9 protein-coding genes and 3 pseudogenes are annotated in these 18,340 nt (G+C 63.6%); 6 read left to right on the top strand and 6 right to left on the bottom strand.

The features are described 5' to 3' along the window. Positions 1–23: 23 nt before the first annotated feature. The 3 genes and pseudogenes from ACLFLU_RS07385 to ACLFLU_RS07375 form a co-directional block, all read left to right on the top strand. Complete coding sequence (locus ACLFLU_RS07385; protein ID WP_426413921.1) at positions 24–1,586, top strand: hypothetical protein; 1,563 nt, start codon at positions 24–26, stop codon at positions 1,584–1,586. Continuing rightward, a complete protein-coding gene (locus tag ACLFLU_RS07380; protein WP_426411637.1) occupies positions 1,583–2,485 on the top strand; it encodes a terpene synthase family protein in 903 nt (300 codons plus the stop codon). The genes ACLFLU_RS07385 and ACLFLU_RS07380 overlap by 4 nt, the downstream gene beginning before the upstream one ends. 120 nt (positions 2,486–2,605) lie before the next feature. Then, a pseudogene (locus tag ACLFLU_RS07375) lies at positions 2,606–2,867 on the top strand (IS30 family transposase); the annotation flags it as partial. Positions 2,868–3,072: 205 nt separating this feature from the next. Here ACLFLU_RS07375 and ACLFLU_RS07370 read toward each other — a convergent pair. The 5 genes from ACLFLU_RS07370 to ACLFLU_RS07350 all read right to left on the bottom strand — a co-directional run bounded on the left by ACLFLU_RS07370 (position 3,073) and on the right by ACLFLU_RS07350 (position 12,759). After that, on the bottom strand, positions 3,073–3,390 hold the full coding sequence (locus ACLFLU_RS07370; protein WP_426411636.1) for a DMT family transporter: 318 nt from the start codon (positions 3,388–3,390) through the stop codon (positions 3,073–3,075). A gap of 263 nt (positions 3,391–3,653) precedes the next feature. Next, positions 3,654–4,706 (bottom strand): DUF7146 domain-containing protein, encoded by a 1,053-nt coding sequence (locus ACLFLU_RS07365; RefSeq protein ID WP_426413920.1) that lies wholly within the window; start codon positions 4,704–4,706, stop codon positions 3,654–3,656. Positions 4,707–5,004: 298 nt separating this feature from the next. Then, a complete protein-coding gene (locus ACLFLU_RS07360; protein WP_426411635.1) occupies positions 5,005–9,300 on the bottom strand; it encodes a strawberry notch-like NTP hydrolase domain-containing protein in 4,296 nt (1,431 codons plus the stop codon). A gap of 261 nt (positions 9,301–9,561) precedes the next feature. Then, positions 9,562–11,673 carry a ParB/RepB/Spo0J family partition protein gene (locus tag ACLFLU_RS07355; protein WP_426411634.1) on the bottom strand — a complete coding sequence of 704 codons (2,112 nt, stop codon included), beginning with the start codon at positions 11,671–11,673 and terminating at the stop codon, positions 9,562–9,564. Positions 11,674–11,778: 105 nt separating this feature from the next. Beyond that, positions 11,779–12,759, bottom strand: a complete 981-nt coding sequence (locus ACLFLU_RS07350) for an ArdC family protein (protein WP_426413919.1) — start codon at positions 12,757–12,759, stop codon at positions 11,779–11,781. 950 nt (positions 12,760–13,709) lie between these two features. On the opposite strand from ACLFLU_RS07350, the gene ACLFLU_RS07345 reads away from it, so the two are divergent. Further along, a complete protein-coding gene (locus ACLFLU_RS07345) occupies positions 13,710–15,572 on the top strand; it encodes a reverse transcriptase domain-containing protein (protein WP_426411633.1) in 1,863 nt (620 codons plus the stop codon). A 1,081-nt stretch (positions 15,573–16,653) separates the two neighbouring features. Next, the gene (locus tag ACLFLU_RS07340) at positions 16,654–16,917 is read left to right on the top strand and encodes a hypothetical protein (protein ID WP_426411632.1); all 264 of its coding nucleotides are present in this window, start codon (positions 16,654–16,656) and stop codon (positions 16,915–16,917) included. Positions 16,918–16,957: 40 nt separating this feature from the next. Here ACLFLU_RS07340 and ACLFLU_RS07335 read toward each other — a convergent pair. Continuing rightward, positions 16,958–17,145: pseudogene (locus ACLFLU_RS07335) on the bottom strand (DUF3606 domain-containing protein). 231 nt (positions 17,146–17,376) lie between these two features. On the opposite strand from ACLFLU_RS07335, the pseudogene ligD reads away from it, so the two are divergent. Continuing rightward, positions 17,377–18,323, top strand: a pseudogene (gene ligD, locus ACLFLU_RS07330) (non-homologous end-joining DNA ligase). The last annotated feature ends 17 nt before the right edge of the window (positions 18,324–18,340 follow it).

The following is an 18,340-nucleotide window of genomic DNA, read 5'->3' as shown; positions in this document are numbered from 1 at the left end:
CGTCTGCAGAAGGAACACTCCGCGTGAACGCGCTGTCCGAACAGATCCTTTCCGAATTGCGCCACCTGCTGAGCGAGATGAGCGATGGCGGCAGCGTCGGTCCATCCGTCTACGACACGGCGCGAGCTCTGCAGTTCCGCGGCAACGTCACCGGTCGGCAGGACGCATACGCGTGGCTCATAGCGCAGCAACAGGCCGATGGCGGATGGGGAAGCGCGGACTTCCCGCTGTTCCGCCATGCGCCCACGTGGGCGGCGTTGCTGGCATTGCAGCGTGTTGATTCTCTTCCCGGCGCAGCCGACGCAGTCCAGGCTGCAACCCGGTTCCTCCAGCGCCACCCCGATCCCTACGCGCATGCAGTGCCGGACGACGCGCCCATCGGCGCCGAGCTGATCCTGCCGCAATTTTGCGGCGAGGCCGCATCCCTGCCGGGCGGCGTGGCGTTTCCGCGCCACCCGGCGCTGTTGCCGTTGCGGCACGCGCGCCTGGTCAAGCTGGGGGCCGAGCTGGGGGCCGTGGCGACGTTGCCGAGCGGCCATCCGTTGCTGCACTCCTGGGAAGCCTGGGGGACGTCGCCGACCACCGCATGCCCGGATGATGACGGCAGCATCGGCATCAGTCCGGCGGCCACCGCCGCGTGGCGAGCGCACGCCGTGACACAGGGGAGCACGCCGCAGGTCGGGCGCGCCGACGCATATCTGCAGGCGGCATCGCGGGCGACGCGCAGCGGCATCGAAGGTGTCGTTCCCAACGTCTGGCCGATCAATGTGTTCGAGCCATGCTGGTCGCTGTACACCCTGCATCTGGCCGGGCTGTTCGCGCATCCCGCGCTCGCCGAGGCGGTGCGCGTGATCGTCGCGCAGCTCGACGCCCGCCTGGGCGTGCGCGGTCTGGGCCCGGCCTTGCACTTCGCGGCCGATGCGGACGACACCGCAATTGCGTTGTGCGTCCTGCGCCTTGCAGGCCGCGACCCGGCGGTCGATGCGTTGCGCCAATTCGAAATTGGCGAGCTGTTTGTCACCTTCCCCGGCGAGCGCAATGCCTCGGTGTCGACCAACATCCATGCCCTGCATGCGTTGCGACTGTTGGGAAAGCCCGCCGCCGGCACCAGCGGCTACGTCGAGGCCAATCGCAACCCACACGGTCTATGGGACAACGAAAAATGGCACGTTTCGTGGCTGTATCCCACCGCGCATGCGTTCGCTGCGCTGGCGCAAGGCAAGCCCCGGTGGCGCGACGAGCGCGCGCTGGCGGCGCTGCTGCAGGCGCAGCGCGACGACGGCGGCTGGGGCGCCGGTCGCGCGTCCACATTCGAGGAAACCGCCTATGCGCTGTTCGCGTTGCACGTGATGGACGGGAGCGAAGCGCCGACAGGGCGCCGGCGCATCGCGCAGGCGGTGGCGCGTGCGCTGGAGTGGATGCTCGCCCGCCATGCGGCGCATGCATTGCCGCAGACGCCGCTGTGGATCGGTAAGGAACTGTTTTGCCCCACCCGGGTCGTGCGTGTGGCCGAACTCGCCGGGTTGTGGCTGGCGCTTCGTTGGGGGCGGCGCGTCCTGGCCGAGGGAGCAGGAGCGGCGCTATGATCCAGACCGAACGCGCGCTGCAGCAGGTGCTGGAATGGGGGCGTTCCCTGACCGGGTTCGCCGACGAGCATGCCGTGGAAGCGGTCAGGGGCGGCCAGTACATCCTGCAGCGCATCCACCCGAGCCTGTGCGACACCAGCGCCCGCACCGGCCGCGATCCGCAGGACGAAACGCTGATCGTGGCGTTCTATCGCGAACTGGCGCTGCTGTTCTGGCTCGACGATTGCAACGACCTTGGCCTGATCGCGCCGGAGCAGCTCGCCGCGGTGGAGCAGGCGCTGACGCAGGGCGTGCCGTGCGCGCTCCCCGGATTCGAGGGCTGCGCTGTGCTGCGCGCCTCGCTGGCCGCGCTCGCCTACGATCGTCGCGACTATGCTCAGCTTCTCGACGATACCCTGCGCTACTGCGCGGCGCTGCGCGCCGGACACGCGCAGGCGGCAGGGGCGGAACGCTGGTCCTACGCCGAGTACCTGCACAACGGCATCGATTCGATCGCCTACGCGAACGTGTTCTGTTGCCTGTCATTGCTGTGGGGGCTGGACATGGCGATCTTGCGCGCGCGTCCGCCGTTTCGCCAGGTCCTGCGGCTCATCTCCGCGATAGGGCGCCTGCAGAACGATCTGCATGGACGCGACAAGGACAGGTCGGCCGGCGAGGCCGACAACGCGGCGATCCTGCTGCTGCAGCGCTATCCGGCTATGCCTGTGGTGGAGTTCCTCAACGACGAGCTGGCCGGCCATACGCGCATGCTGCAGCGGGTGATGGCGGAAGAACGCTTTCCCGCGCCGTGGGGACCGTTGATCGAGGCCATGGCGGCCATGCGCGCGCAGTACTACCAGACCTCGACCGGCCGCTACCGCAACGACGCTGCGGGGGGAGGCAAGCGTACGCCGGCCTGAACGCGCGGGAGGTGGCAGCGTGAGCGCGCTGCTGTCGGTCCGATCCGACGCAACGCCGTCGCCCGATGCGACGGATGGAGCGAGCATGAGCGACACCGCCCTGCGCCGGCGCAAGGACGGCGGCTCATTGCCACAGCCCTGCAGGCCGAGCTCTACATTGCCGATCCATACTCTGCTTGGCAACGCGGCAGCAACCAAACCGCAAATGGACGGACACGCAAGTAACTTGCCACGGCACACCGACTTCAGCACCATCACCGAAGAGCGCCTGCGATGGAGCGAGCAACGCCTCTATGACCGACCACGCAAGAGACTCGGATTGAGAACGCCCCTCGAAGTTTCTTCGAGGAACTCAGCAAGCAGCGTTGCAAATCAGAGTTGAATCCACCCTTCGAAAGCCAGCAGATCCGGCTGGAAGCGGGTCTCTTCCGGGATGTCTGCGGGCTGCGACATTTCAACTCTTGTCATCCGGAATGCGTTTTTCCATAGCGCATCAACTCCCGCAATGTGCGCGCTTCGATAACACATGACAGCCGCATTCGGTTCGCCATGGCTGATGATCCGTTTACGAACGATGCAAATACAGACTATTCCGAAAACAACTTGACGCCGACCAGACCGACAACAACCAACATGACCGAACAGAGGCGAGCAGGATTTGCGCTCTCGCCGAAAAACGCAATGCCCACAATTGCTGTCCCCACGGTCGCAATTCCGGCGAAGCCCGCGTAAACCGTCGAAGCGGGCAAGCACTTTACAGATTCACCCAACAGAAGAAAAATCGGAAGAGCGAAGACCACCGCCGAAAACACTGTTGTCCATTTCGGAAGCCCGACCGAGCGCTTCAACATGAAAGGCCAAGCGACCTCGAATATGTCCGCCAGAAGTATGTATAGCCATGCCATCAGATATCCCTTTCGTCAGGCGCCGCGTAGCACAAACCGCAGGTCGATTACGATCATCAACTGTTCTGCTTTGGTCAAAGCTGACCTACCAAATTCGGTAGCGCCACGGTCGCTGTCGCTCAGATCGCTGCCGAGTGGTTGCGCCGCGGATCTCGGCAGAGATGGGCAAGGCCGGCTGTAGCGCTCTTCCAAACTCGACTGCGGTCCGCAACATAACCGACAACACGACATCATCTGTTCAAGCCGGCGGCACCGCAGATCGGTCAAGCCGTCCCGACATCGGCGAACAACATAAAGCGAGCGACATTCTGCGGCGCGAGTTGGATGCGCAGCGCCGCCCGCAAGGCGCCGAGGCCGAATGTATGCAGGTCCTCGTTGAAGTCGCGCGTCCGCGGAGACAGGACAAGCGCCTCAATGCCCGCTGCTTCGGCGCATTGGGTCAATGCCGCGACCGCCGTGTCACCCGCGGCATCGGCGTCGCGGGCGATGTAGAGCTGACGCAACGTCGGCGGCAGCAGGAGGGCGGCAAGGTGGTTGGCCGAGAGCGCGGCCGCCATCGGCATGGCAGGCAGCGCACAGCGCAGCGACAGCATCGTCTCGATGCCTTCGCCGGCAGCGAGGACGTCGTCGGCCGCGCCAAAGCGCACGGCATGGCCGAGGAGACCGCCCATGGCCCGTCGCGGCGTGTCGACCGGCGCCTTGCCAGAGCCGTCCGGCGCAAGCCAGGTGCGATGTGCGCCGGTGATGCGACCGGCAAGATCGGTCACGGCGGCGATCATCGCCGGCCAGGTCTCAGTCGGCGAACCGTCGTCCGGGCGATAGTAGCAGCGCGGATGAAACCGCAGCGCGCCCGCGTCGTGGACAGCCTCGATGCCGCGATGGCCCAGGTAGGTCTCGGCAAGCGTGCGGCGGATCGGCTGCGACATGGCGATCAGCCGCCGTGCCGCCTCCGGCGATCCGGCGGGGACAGGCGTGCACACATGCTTGGGGCTGCCGCCCGGTTCGGCGCGCGGCAGACTCAGAAAGCGTCGTGCTTCCCCGACGACATCGCGAAAGTCGACGAAACCGCAGCTCTCGCGGATCACGTCGAGGAGATCGCCATGTTCGCCCGAGGCAGCATCGGTCCAATGCCCGGCGGCGCCGGGACCAGAGTCCGGTCCGCTGAGCCGGACGAACAGCGAGCGGCCAGGCGCATTGCGGACGTCGCCGACGATCCAATAGCGGCCCTGGCGCCGTCCATTGGACAGGTAATGGCGGCAGACCGCCTCGGCATCACGGGCGAGGCGGCGCGCCAGTTGAGATGCGTCGCGAGACATCATGCAACCTCCCGCACTGCGCTGGCAGTTGGTTGCGCAAGAGCTGTCAACCGTCTGTGAGACAGCACCCAAGCGCAAACGCGCAACATCATCCGCCGCGCACCCTGTTCGGCCCACTTGCCGGCCAGTCCTTTGTGCGAGCAGTGCCGCCGTACAAACAAGGAGCGGCCAGGCCGGTTGTGGACATCGCCCAGCAGCCAGTCGCGTCCCTCGCGCTTGCGGTTGGAGAGAGAGTGGCGGCACACAGCCTCGGCCTCACGCGCGAGGCGGCATGCCAGGTCGGAAGCATCGCGCCGCATCAGGCGGCCTCGCGTTCGCAGATGCGCTCGACCGGGTAGCATTCGAGCACCTTGCCAAGCACGACGGCCCCGCTTGCATCGGTGGGCACGAACATGCGCAGCTTCCAGGAGATGATCTCACTGAACAGTCCATAGGTCCGCAAGAGGTCGCGCATGGTGTCGTTGAAGTCCGCGAGCTCAATGCGATGCGTCCCCATGACGCGGACGCGCCGCAGTGTCAGGCCCTCAGCGAGCTCGACGAACGCGCGGCCTTCGCGCAAGGCGGCGAACACGTCCTCAGGCTCGAGTGTCGGCCGCTCACCCAAAAGCGCGTCGGCGACCCAGGCGAACGAGACCTTCCGCCCAATGATCCGCTCGCCGGCGTCGGTCTGGAGGCGGTAGACGCGGGCCGATTCCTTCGGCAGCCGTTTCCAGATCGGCAGGAGCAGCCCGGCCACGACGTGGATCGTGCTCTCGGTGAACTCCGGCACATCTTTGAGCTCAGCTGTCCAGGCTGCACTGAATTGCTCACGGTCTGTCTCGATCCAATGACTTTCGGCCATGGCCTTGGATGGGACATTGTGGCTTTCCATGGGCCGGACCAATTTGACGCGCTGCTCGATGTCGCCGTCGTCCAGCATCAGGCTCGGAGCCGGGACTTGCACCGCCGCGCGGCCGGAACGTTCGTTCACCAGCAGAACTGCGCGGCGATCCGGCAGGAGGCCGAGGGCATCATCCAAAGTGAGCGGCCGGTTGCGTTCGCGCTGGATGATCGTGAGCAACCGTGTCTCGGCACTGGTCGCGGGATGGGTGTAGATGGTGCGCCGATGCGTGACGACGAAGCTTTCGGCGCGAAGGGTCTCGAGGCCCGCATCATAGATTCCGGACGCGATTGCGCCTTCGATCCGCGCCGTCAGCAACTGCTCGAAGGCGGTGAACAGCACGTTTTGCAGCTCGATGGTCAGCGCCAGCAGACGGTTGAGAAAGGTCGTGATCGGCGGCAGGTCATCCCTGATGCCATTGGAGTCGACGAGCTTCAGCCCGGTCGCATTCTCGAACATCTCAAGAGAGCAACCATCCACCTTGCCCCGAACCAGGAGCAGGTAGAGTTGGCGCAGAGCATCACGGCCGTAGATGCTTTCGAGATTATCCTCGGGCCGAAACAGCTCCTGCCCCCCGGTCTGACGCTGACCGCGGGTGATGGCGCCGAGCGTATCGAGGCGGCGCGCAATCGTGCTGAGAAAGCGCTTCTCGGCCTTCACGTCGGTCGCAATGGGACGAAACAGCGGCGGCTGCGCCTGATTGGTCCGGTTGGTCCGACCGAGGCCCTGGATTGCTGCATCGGCCTTCCAGCCGGGTTCGGGCAAGTAGTGCACCCGCAGACGGCGATTCCGCGCCGACAGCTCGGCGTGGTAACTGCGCCCCGTGCCGCCGGCATCCGAGAAGACGAGGATGCGCTTGAGGTCATCCATGAAGGCTGCGGTTTCGGCGAGGTTTGCCGAACCGGCGCGGTTCTCGACCACGAGGCGGTCATGTTTCCGGATGATCCGGCGTGAGCGCCCGGTGACCTCGGCGACCCTGTCGGTGCCAAAGCGCTGGACGATCTGGTCGAGCGCGCCGGGCACGGGCGTGAGCGAGGCAAGCTTCTCGATCAGCCGGTCGCGACGCGCAACCGCATCCCGGCTCTCCACGGGCTGACCATCACGGTACACAGGCCGGGAGGAGAGGTTGCCTTCGGAGTCGGTGAAAGGCTCGTAAAGCTGGACCGGGAAGGAATGAGCGAGATAGTCGAGAACGTATTCGCGCGGTGTGATGTCGACCTGCACATCACCCCATTCCTCGGTCGGGATTTCCGCGAGCCGGCGCTCCATCAGCGCTTCGCCGGTCGAGACGATCTGGATGACCGCGGCATGCCCCTGCCCGAGATCGCGCTCGATGGCGCAGATCAAGGAAGGCGTCTTCATCGACGTCAGCAAATGGCCGAAGAAGCGCTGCTTTGCGGATTCGAAGGCCGACCGGGCCGCCGACTTCGCCTGGGCGTTCAAGGTCCCGGTCTCGCCGGTGATGTTGGCCGCTCGCATCGCGGCATTGAGATTGTTGTGAATGATGCTGAACGCGGCCGCATAGGCGTCATAGATGCGGATCTGTTCGGGGGTGAGCTCATGCTCGATCAGTTCATATTCGACGCCTTCGTAGGAAAGGGAACGCGCCGCATACAGACCGAGTGCCTTGAGGTCGCGTGCCAGCACCTCCATCGCCGCGACACCGCCCGCCTCGATCGCCTCGACGAACTCGGCGCGCGTGGCGAACGGAAAGTCCTCGCCGCCCCACAAGCCGAGCCGCTGGGCATAAGCGAGGTTGTGAACGGTCGTGGCGCCGGTCGCGGAAACATAGACCACTCGTGCATTGGGCAGGGCGTGCTGCAGCCGCAGACCTGCGCGACCCTGCTGCGAGGCGGCCTGCTCGCCGCGCTCGCCCTTGCCGCCCACAGCGTTCTGCATGGCGTGGCTCTCGTCGAAAACAACCACTCCGTCGAAATCGGAGCCCAACCATTCGACGATCTGCCGGACACGCGAAAGCTTTTCGCCGCGCTCATCGGTGCGCAGCGTAGCGTAGGTGGTAAATAGGATGCCCTCCGACAGCCGGATCGGAGTGCCCTGGCGGAAGCGTGAGAGCGGCGTGACCAGCAGCCGCTCCATGCCGAGCGCCGACCAGTCGCGCTGTGCGTCCTCGATCAGCTTGTCGCTCTTGGAGATCCAGACCGCCCGGCGCCGGCCCTTCAGCCAGTTATCGAGGAGGATGCCGGCGACCTGCCGGCCCTTGCCCGCGCCGGTGCCGTCGCCCAGAAACCAGCCGCGGCGGAAGCGGACGGCATCTGAAGCGTCGTCGCGCGCAGCTGCCACACCGTCGAAGGTCGCATCGACCGTCCAGGCGCCGGCAAGGAAGGCCGAATGTGCTTCGCCGGCGTAGACCACGCTTTCAAGCTGGGCGTCCGACAACAGGCCGTCGGTAGCGAGGTTGACCGGGAGATGGGGCCGGTATGACGGCTTCGGCGGAGCAACCGAGGCCATCGCTGCCGACTGCACCAGTTTGGTCGGATGCGGCTGCGATCCGTGAATGCGGATCGATTGCAGGGTGTAGTCCTCATAGAGGGCATCCGTCAGATGAGCTCCGTCCGGAGGGGTCCAGTCGACCGTCTGGTAGGTGAGCGCTACGCTGTCCGGATCGTCGAGCCGCTGACCGGATGAGGGGCGCATCGTGAAGGCGGGAGCAGATCGCCGAACCGGCACGGTCGAACTGACCGGAGCGAGAACAGATGAAGTGATCGGAAGCCGCGGCGGCACATGTTCGAGGACCCATGCCAGCAGCGTGGCTGCGTCCGGCGCCATGCCCAGACATGCTGGAAAGACGCTTCTGTCCGGCGCGGGCTGCTTGTCGATGACGGTGAGCCGCGTATCGATCGCCGTCCCATGCTGGGCAAAAACCGCCCTTGCAATCGCTGCCGAAAATACCACGCGGCCGCGCTCCTGGAGACGAATGAAGGCGTCGGTCCAGCTTGGATTGTCGGGGGCGAGACTTGCGCCGGTCACCGCCACGAGGCGGCCGCCGTCGCGAAGCCTGGCCAATGCCGAGGAGAGATGGCGCAGTGCTGCGTCCGCCATCCGCCGATCCACATTGGACAGAGCCGAAAATGGCGGATTCATCAGCACGACGCTCGGGGCAACAGCCGCCTCGAGATGATCGTCGATCTGCGCCGCGTCGTAGCGCGTGACGGTCACGTTGGGAAACAACAGATCGAGCAGCCCGGCGCGCGTTTCGGCGAGCTCGTTCAGCGCAAGTGTGCCGCCGGAGACCTCGGCGAGGATGGCGAGAAGGCCGGTGCCCGCCGAGGGCTCCAGCACGAGGTCTGTGTTGGTAACGCCGGCGGCGGTGCAGGCGACGAAGCCAAGCGGGATCGGCGTCGAGAATTGCTGAAGCGCCTCGCTTTCTTCGGACCTGCGCGTATGGGTTGGAAGCAGGCCTGCGACCTTGGCCAGCATCGAGAGCTGCGCTGCCGGCGATCCCGCCTTGGTCCGCATGGCGGGGCTATGCTTGCGAAGGAAAAGAACGGTTGCCGCCTCACAGGCTTCATAGGCGGCCTTCCAATGCCAGGCGCCGGCGGCATCCGAGCCACCGAAGGCGCTTTCCATGGCGGAACGCAGAACACTTGCTGCGTCGATTCGCCGGCCATGTTCGAGGTCACAGAGGATAAGCCGCGCGGCTTGGGCGATGGAGGACGCAGCCGCGGCGGTCGCGGAGCAGGACAGATTGATCATGGGGGTTGAGCTTTCGAGGAGAGCGGGAACGGTTCAAGCCGACGGGCGCTCTCTCGACCCGACCGGCTCAAACCTGTCCCGGCCGATCTCTCACTCTGCTCACCCCTTGCCGCCACCGCACGGGGGAGGACGCGGCTACGCCGCGCGCAAGGCTTGGGGCGCCGCAGCCGCATTCCAAAACGAGAAGCCCGGCACGATGCCGGGCTTCGGAAGCAACTTCGAAGGAAGCGCACGGCCGGATTGCCGTGCCACTCCGGCCACTCATTCGGCGGCAATGCCGTGTGGCTGAACGTCGTCTGCGGTCTCGCGACCCTCCTCATCGCCGACGAGGAACTCGGGAAGCGGGCCCGCGTCTGCGTCTTGGTCTGCCGATTGGATAGCGTCAGTGAGGCGCAGTGGCTCCGGCAGCCATCCCGCGCCCTCGAGAAAGCGTTCGGCTTCGCTGGCCATATCGGCCTTCTTCAGATGGTCGATCAGTTCTGCGGAGGCTTCGCCCTTTGCCTGCCTCACCGCCTCCAGAATACGTGGCTTGGTGACGCGGCCGAGATAGTTGTCGACGGTCGGCCTCCAGCCGGCCTGCACCATGTCGAGCCCGACCGCCCGCGCCAGCACGTCGGCCTGGCCGAGCCTGCGCGCGAGCCCATCGGCCGATACCCGCCCCTGGGCATAGCGGTTCACGGGTTCATAGAGGGCGTTAACCGAGAACGACGCGCAATGGGCGAACAGCGCTGCTTGCGCATTGCCGTCCAATGCCGTGAGTGTATCCCAAAGCTCCTTCGCATCGTTGGGCAGCCGCGCTTTCCAGGCTTCGTGCCTGGTATCGATCGCCTTGGCCGGCGCGCTGTCCTTCAATCCCGGAGCCTGGCCCGGAAATGTCGGCGTGTGCACCGCGATCTCGAGGCAACTGGCGGATGATGCGAACCTGTAGAAGGTCGCCAGCACGAAACTGTGCAGCACCGCCAGGAACGTGATCGCGGGATGCTCGGCAAGCGCGTCGCGCAACGCCAGCGTTCGATAGGCCGTCAGCTCGGTGATCAGACGGTCCGGCAGCGGTCTTGCAGCATCGTCCTCATCCTCTTCGGCCGGCTCGGTTGGCTCGCCACCGACGGTGATGGCGGTACGCTGCACCGGACCGATGGCATTGTCGCCGTCAACAGTTGTGCTGCCCTGTCCGGGGTCGGCTTCGACGACCGTCGGTTCGTCCTCCGCCCGGACGTAGCCGCGATCCACCGAGAGCCGTCCCTCGGAATCGATGCTGATGAAGACCCCGGCGCGGGCGATGTCGGCCGGATCGTAGATCATTGGCCGCTCCTCAAACGCGAGCAAAGCCGCCTCGATCTCGCCAAGGCGCTGGTCGACCGCCTCGGGGAGTTCGTCAGCATCCTGATACTCGGCTTCGAGCCTGTCATGCTCGGCATTGAGTGCATCGATTGTGCCTTGCTCCTCGATGCTGAGCGAGGCCGGAGTTCCCTCCAGTTCTCGCAAGCCGCTGGTGTGGCCAAATGGAAAATCGACTGCCACCGAGATCCACTTCCACCCTTCCGCCGCGATCACCTCGGCGTCCCGCTTGAGCTTCTCAGTGACAAGACGATCGAGCAGGGCCACGTCCTGGAGCCAGCCACCGTCGTCATGCTCGAACAGATCGTGCAGGACCGGACCTCCGGCGCGCTCGTAGGCGTCGACACTGACATACTGCGCACGGCGATCTGACCCACGTACGGTGTTCTCGGTCAGCATGCGGCGGATCTGGTACGGCTCATGATAGCCGGACCGGCTGACATTGTCCCAGACCTGCTCCTGGCGCGCGTGATCGCCGCTCACCGAGAATGCCATGAGCTGCTCCAGCGTCATGCCGTCGTCGGCATAGACCTCGTGCAGCTTCGGCGAGACCGAAGCGAGGCGCAGGCGCTGCTTGACGATTGCCACCGCCACGAAATGCCGCGCGGCAATGTCCTCTTCGCTCATGCCGAGGTCGCGGAGCGTCCGGAAGGCGCGAAACTGATCGAGCGGATGCAGGCCGACGCGCTCATCGTTCTCTGCGATCGAATCGTCTTCCGCAATGCCTCCCTCGCGGACCACGCACGGCACAGGCTGGGTCTTCGCCATGCGCTTCTGTTTGACCAACAGTTCGAGGGCGCGGTAGCGCCTGCCGCCCGCCGGCACCTCGAACATGCCGGTCTCGTTGCCATCTGTATCAACGACGGCCCGGACACTTAGACTTTGCAGAAGCGTACGCTGCGCGATGCTTTCGGCGAGTTGCTCAATCGAGACACCGGCCTTAACCCGGCGAACGTTCGACTGGCTGAGTACAAGCTTGTTGAAGGGAATGTCCCGGGAAGGCGACAGCTTTATCTTTTGTACGGCTTTCGTCATTTTGGCTCTCCACGACGGGCGGCCGAAAGACTCTCTCTCGGCTTCCAACCCGTCACAAAGAGCCTCCCTTTCTCTCACTCTCGCGCGGCCACACGAGGCCAAGCATTACGCCGCGTCGTGATCGGCGACAACCGAATTCCCCGACGCGGGCTCAATGGATCCGGGAACGAAGCCGAGCAAATAGTCCGTGGCCTTGCTCGCCTGCGAAGCGGCACGCACGATTGCCCGATTGTCTTCGCGCAGGACTCCAAGCCAAGAGCCGATGTAGTCGGCATGGCGAACGGTCGGGACGATCCCGAGCGACGCGCAGCTGAAGGCGGCACTCAACTCGGCGACCAGTTCTTCGAAGGCATATTTCTTCGTACCGTAGGAACCGCCCTGGTCGCGATTGAGGCGTGAGGGATGTCCGGTCGCATGGCCGAGTTCATGCAACGCCGTGCGGTGCCAGTTGATGGGTTCGAAATAGGCTTGCGGCGGCGGGACCTGAACATAGTCTTCGGCTGTTGCGTAGAATGCGCGATCTCCACCGATCCGAAATGGAATACCGCTAGCCTTGATCAGGGCGTCGACCGTCGGTTCGATGAGGCCAGCCGGCGGCGGGGGCGCAGCGGTCGCAATGCCATCTGCCAGTTCCTGGCACTGGTCGGCGTTGAAAAGGGTAAATCTTTTCAGGAATGGAATTGCCTGCGCGTCTTCGCCAGCCTCAGCGGCGCGTCGCTTTTCGTCATCGGGCACGAAACGATCGGCGAAGACAATAGTAGTGCCGCGCTCTCCCTTGCGAACGTGACCGCCAAGCGAGAGCGCCTGACGAAATGTCAGCCAAGTTTGACCGCTAAATCCGCGTCCGATTGCCGCTTGCCAAAGGAGGAGGATGTTAACGCCACTGTATTGCCGATTGGTCGACGCATTTTTCGGCATGGCCAGCGGCGCCTTCGCCGCGGCCGTACCCCAGGGCTGAACCCATGGGACGCGCCCCGCCTCAAGCTCGGCAATGATCTTGTCGGTGATTTCGTTATAGAGGTTCGCCCGGTCCTGGCCGGCGCGCTCGCAGTAGGGTTTGACATCGCGGGTCTCCGCGACGGGCACCGCGAGCCTCTCTCGCAGCTTGTAACCCGTCACGGAAAAACCCAGCCTGCACTCTTACTCTCGGCCCCTTGCGCCATCTCCTTCGGCCGCAGGCCCGACCAGGCGTGCGCCAGGGGCGCATCGCATCAACGGAAAATGGCACCCGGAGAGCGTGAGCATAGCGACCCGAAGGGGCACGCGGGTCCGAGTGCAGCGACGAGACCGGTTCAATAGCGGCACCCGGGAACGGGGCAGTGATAGCGATCGCCGCAGGCGAGCCCCTTTTCCGAGTGCCCCCGGCGAGGAGCACCAAAGCTCTAGCGCGAGGGATCGAAGCCGAAGGCCGTGCGCCGTTGAGGCGTGGAGAAGAAGGGAGTGTTCGAAAGAATGGAGCCTGCTGGTTATGGCTCTTACTTGCCCGGCTTACCGGTGTCGGAAACGACTGAGACTCCGAAAGGGGAACGGGACCAGAGCATGCCGGGAAACGTCTCGAAATCAGGCGCCGCAGCCCGGTGGAGAGCACAGAGTAAGGTGTGCATGGTGAAAGCTGTATTGCCTGAATCCCAGTTTCCAGTCGCCAAAGGGCTGGCAGTAGCGAACGCGGCTGACACGCTACGCCACGCGGGGCGGATCGCACCGGCCAGTGCGAACTGCCACCAGTCCGCGTGGGACGACCACCATCCGTGGGTCAAGGAGACGAATGGGACACCTAAACACGCCGCAACTCCCCGCACACGCAACTACGGGATCGCCTACAACAGGTTCTTTCGAGGACCTGCATGGCGACGGAGCCGTCATAGTACCCAAATGCCCGGCGTAATGGCCGGGACAGCTGCCGTGAGGCAGACGATCATGCGTATAAGGCCGGGCGACCGGACCGAAAGCGCCTCCGATCGGGGGAAGGACGATGCCGCGAATAACGGCATGTGCAGTATGCGTAGAAGAGATTCTTCGACGGAAAGGTTCTGCTGATGCAGGCCGTTACTATCCAGAGAAGAATTGAATCACTGCCGACTTTGTCGCGGTCGGGTAAGCGCGTAAATGGCCTTCACCGCCTGATGAGATGTCCGCATCTCTTCGAGTGGGCCTACGAAAAGGTCTCCCGCAACAAGGGAGCCCTGACGCCCGGTGTAGATGGCAAGACCTTCGACGGCATGTCGCTGGAGAAGCTCGCCGACATCGCCAGGCGCGTGGCAGATGGCACTTATCGCTTCCGGCCGGTCCGGCGGGTTTATATCCCGAAGGACAACGGCAAGACACGACCGCTGGGTATCCCCACGGTGGAAGATCGGCTCATTCAGGAGGCGGTCAGGATTCTACTCGAAGCGATCTATGAACCTGTGTTCCTCAATGAATCACATGGGTTCCGCCCGGGGCGATCCTGTCATACCGCACTCAAGCTCATCAAGAAGAGTTGGACGGGCTGCAAGTGGCTGGTCGAAGTGGATGTGCGTGGGTTCTTCGACAACATCGACCATGACATCCTGCTTGGGCTTCTAAGGAAGCGGATCGATGACAACAAGTTCATTGGTCTGATCGAAGGAATGCTCAAAGCAGGCTACATGGAAGATTGGGTCTACGGACGCACTTACAGTGGCACGCCGCAGGGCGGCGTTGTCTCGCCCTTGCTCGCCAACATCTATCTGCACGAGTTGGATCAGCACATGCAGATTATGAAGGCGGACTTCGACAAAGGCCGTGAGCGACGTCCATTCCCGCGCTACGTAGCGTTGGAACGGCGCGTCCTCAGTCTCCGCCGGAAGATTGAACGGCTCCGTGCCGAAGGCGCGGATCAGGCCGAGATCAACGCCGCATTCGCGGAGATCAAGGCCATTAATAGGGAGAGGCGGAAAGTGCCTTCCGTCGATCCGATGGACCCCAACTTCAAAAGGCTCCGCTACTGCCGCTACGCCGATGACTTCCTCATCGGCGTGATCGGGAGCAAGCGGGAAGCGTGTGAGATCATGGTCTGTGTCGAACGATTCCTGACGGAGACCTTGAAGCTCGCCGTGTCGCCCGAGAAAAGTGGGGTTCACGCCGCTTCAAAGGGAGTGACCTTCTTGAGCTATCGCGTCTCGACATACACATCCTACGGGGCTGGACGAAAATCCAGCCGCAAAGGACCGGCTGGACGGACATGGCGTGTGATGCGTCGGCCGACCACCGGCAATGTCAGCCTGCGGGTGCCGCGCAAGGAAGTCACCAAGTTCTGCAAGCAACACGGCTATGGCGATCTCGCCAAGAAGACCGGCAGTCCGCGCGAGCAGTTCCTGGTAACCAGCGACGTTGCAACCGTCCTCGCCTATAACTCAGAGTTCCGTGGGTTTGCGAACTACCATTCGTTTGCCGACGACATCAAGAGCGCCTTGGGATTGCTGGAGCTTGTCGTGTTCCGCAGTCTTGTGAATACGCTTGCGATGCGACATCGGACGACGAGAGCAAAAACCATGGCGCGGCTGTGGAAAGGCACGGACTACGAGGTTAGCTCCGTGGTCCGTGGTAAGCTTCGCAGCATCAAGCTGTGGAGACTGAAGCATCTCACCCGAGCCTACTGGACAAGTCCGACTATCGACAACGTCACGGCAGGTGCGTGGTGGGTCAAAAGCCCAAATGATCTGATCGATCGACTTAACGCTCGCAAATGCGAAGCGTGCGGCGATACGACAGGACCATTCGAGATGCATCATCTCCGCCGCCTAGGTGACCTGCGAAGCGGATCGCTGACGGTCTGGAAACGGTCCGGTTGGCGGCGCAAGACCATTGTCCTGTGCCCGTCATGCCGTGCGGCCGTCTCCGGTCGAGAGCATGCGCGTACGGAAAGCCGTGTGCATTGAAAAGTGCCCGCACGGTTTGGGGGGAGGCGTAGGGATATCCTCTTCGAGGTGTCCCGCGCCTACCCTACCGAGACGCTGCGCGGCTCGGTTCACGAGAGCCCGGTGCGGCCCTGGCCGCACGCGCCAAAACCTGAGCGAACGTGATGCAGGCAATGAGACGAGAACCGCCCGGAATTTTCACAGGAGTCTCACAATTATGGAAGAGAGGCCTGTGGGCGGAGCGAAAGCGAAGACCACTCGCGGACGCGGCGAAAGAGGCACCCGCAGGAGGGTCAGCATAGCGCCGACGCGTAGCGGCGGGACCTGGGACCGAGTGCAGTCGTGAGACCGGTGCACCCGAGCTGTGATAGCGACGCCGGCATGCAATGACGGCGGGCCCGAGGGCGAGTGCCTCCGGCGAGCGACTCAATGCGGATCACGTCTCGTTAGTATCAGTTTTGCTTTTGTGATAGCGTCTCACCGGTGCGCATGTCGATGCACGGCGTGGGCATGTTCACTGAGAGCAAATTCTTACAGAGGACGACATGGCCAAGAAAGCCAAGAAGGCAAAGAAGACCGCGAAGGCAGCCACCAAGAAGGTGGCAAAGAAGACTTCAAAGAAAAAGAAGTAGTCGTATCGGCTACTGATTTATTGCCGCCTCCGGGTCGCAACCCGGATGAAAAGCGAGACCTCCCAAAGGATATGAAGCGTCCTTTGCAGCCGTTCGGTATCGCGGCACGCTAAGATAAGGCCGGACCTTTGTGCAGGTGGCTGCTGCATAAAGGTCCGGTTTTTCGTTTCTGTCCCCGCGAAGAGCGAGACCTGCTCGTGCGCGAGGGATCGGAGCCGCATCGCCGAGATGCTGTGCGGTTCACGAGAGCCCGGTGCGGCGACAGACGCACGCGCAAAACGGATAAGGCGTCTAAAGTATCGGAAAACGGTTTCTTCAGTTTGTTCTCGCCCGCCCTGCCAGCTGGCCGGCTGGAAAATTCGGCCTTCGAAAAACCACGAGATCCCACGATCCGGAATCCCAGTCGTGTGTTAGCGATGGGGAACGTCCGCGGGACTAAACGATTCGTCTCAGCGTGGGAGAACCTTTCAATGCTGATGACAAAGCAGAGACGGCCTCCGATCCGCACCCTGCGCGGTTGGGCGATCAACGTTCTGAAGGAAGCCGGCGCCATCCGCGAGTGCGAGGAGCACGGCTGGATGCAGGACCGCGCCGATCCGCATGCCCGCGAGCGGTCCTTCGACATCGCCCGTCGAGACCTGCCGGAAGGCGTATCCCGTCAGACAGCGGAGGCCGCGGTTCGCGACGTGCTGGACTCGATCGGTGATACCTGCCCTGAATGCCCCTCCGATTAGAAGGATCGCCGCCATCCTCGGACGCCAGCCCGTCTCCGACTCAGCGGCCTAGCCGTTTCTCCACGCGCTTGCGCGTGTTGCCGACCTTCTTGACGGCCTTTTCACCGCTTGCGCCGACTTTCCTGTCTTCTTCGCCTCGTACCGCACCTCGTAGTCTTGTCCACCGGCCACCCGCGCCCGGTCCTGTTTTCGTCCGCGCGACGTCTTGCACTTCTTCGCTACCGCCATCGGTGCTTCCTGTTGTGACATCGAAGCAAACGCGACAAGGATTCGCAGGTTCCGGAACGATTCCAACTGTGCCAATTTGAATCGGCTGTAGCGTGGAGTTCTTCAGTGGCGTTTCAGCGTAAAAGGCCGGCGGCCTATCGGCGTCAAGGCGCTTTTCGCCGGGCCTGCCACCTCGAGCGATAAGGTGCCGTCCGTGCATTACGCTACACGCTCTGAAGGATTGGCCCTTGAATGAGCCGGACGTCGACCTTGCCCAAGCGTTTACAGCCGATGCTGGCGACGCTCACCGACGCGCCATTCGACGACCCCGGCTGGGCTTTCGAGAATAAGTACGATGGCTTCCGGATGATCGCGGAAATCCGGCAGGGCAAGGTTGCACTCTACAGCCGTAACGGCAAGATCATCAGCCGCAGCTAGATCGAGGTCGCCAAAGCGCTGGAGGGCGTGAAGGGCGACGCCGTGATCGACGGCGAGCTCGTCGCGATCGGAAAGGACGGCGTCTCGCATTTCCAGCTGCTGCAAAACGCGCTGCGCCATGAAGCGAAGCTCCTGTATTGCGCCTTTGATCTCATGTTTCAGAACGCAGTTGACTTGCGCAAACAGCCTCTTGTCGAACGCAAGAAGCGGCTGAAGGCGATCCTGCCGCGCGACAGGCTGATTGCCTTCAGCCGACACCGCAAAGCGAACGGCACGAAATTTTTCGCCGAGGCCGAGCGGAAGGGTCTGGAAGGCGTCATGGCGAAACGCGCCGACAGCGCGTATGCGTCCGGAAGCCGGACGGCGGACTGGCTGAAGATCAAGACAGCCAAGCGGCAGGAAGTGGTGATCGCGGGCTTCACAGCGCCCAAGCGCACCAGGCCGTTCTTCGGCGCCCTGGTCCTCGCGTGCGGGAAGACGACACATGGCGCTATATCGGACATGTCGGCACTGGCTTCAGCCACAAGGTCCTGGAAGACCTCCATGCCAAGCTCGTGAAGCTAACGACTCCTAAATCACCCTTCCCTGTCAAAGTGAAGGACGAGGCTGCCACGACCTGGGTCAAGCCCTCATTGGTTGCCGAGGTCAAATTTGCGGAGTGGACGAGTAAGGGCGAACTGCGCCAGCCCGTCTACCTTGGGCTCAGGTCCGACAAGCGGGCGAAGGAGGTCGTGCGCGAGCGAGAACGTCCGCGCAAGTAGAGCTTCCGTTCGGCGAA

It is taken from the genome of Bradyrhizobium ganzhouense, assembly GCF_049949285.1.
Classification (GTDB): Bacteria; Pseudomonadota; Alphaproteobacteria; order Rhizobiales; family Xanthobacteraceae; genus Bradyrhizobium; species Bradyrhizobium ganzhouense.
The sequence above is the reverse complement of the archived record's forward strand: the minus strand, read 5'-3'. Positions and strand labels throughout refer to the sequence as shown.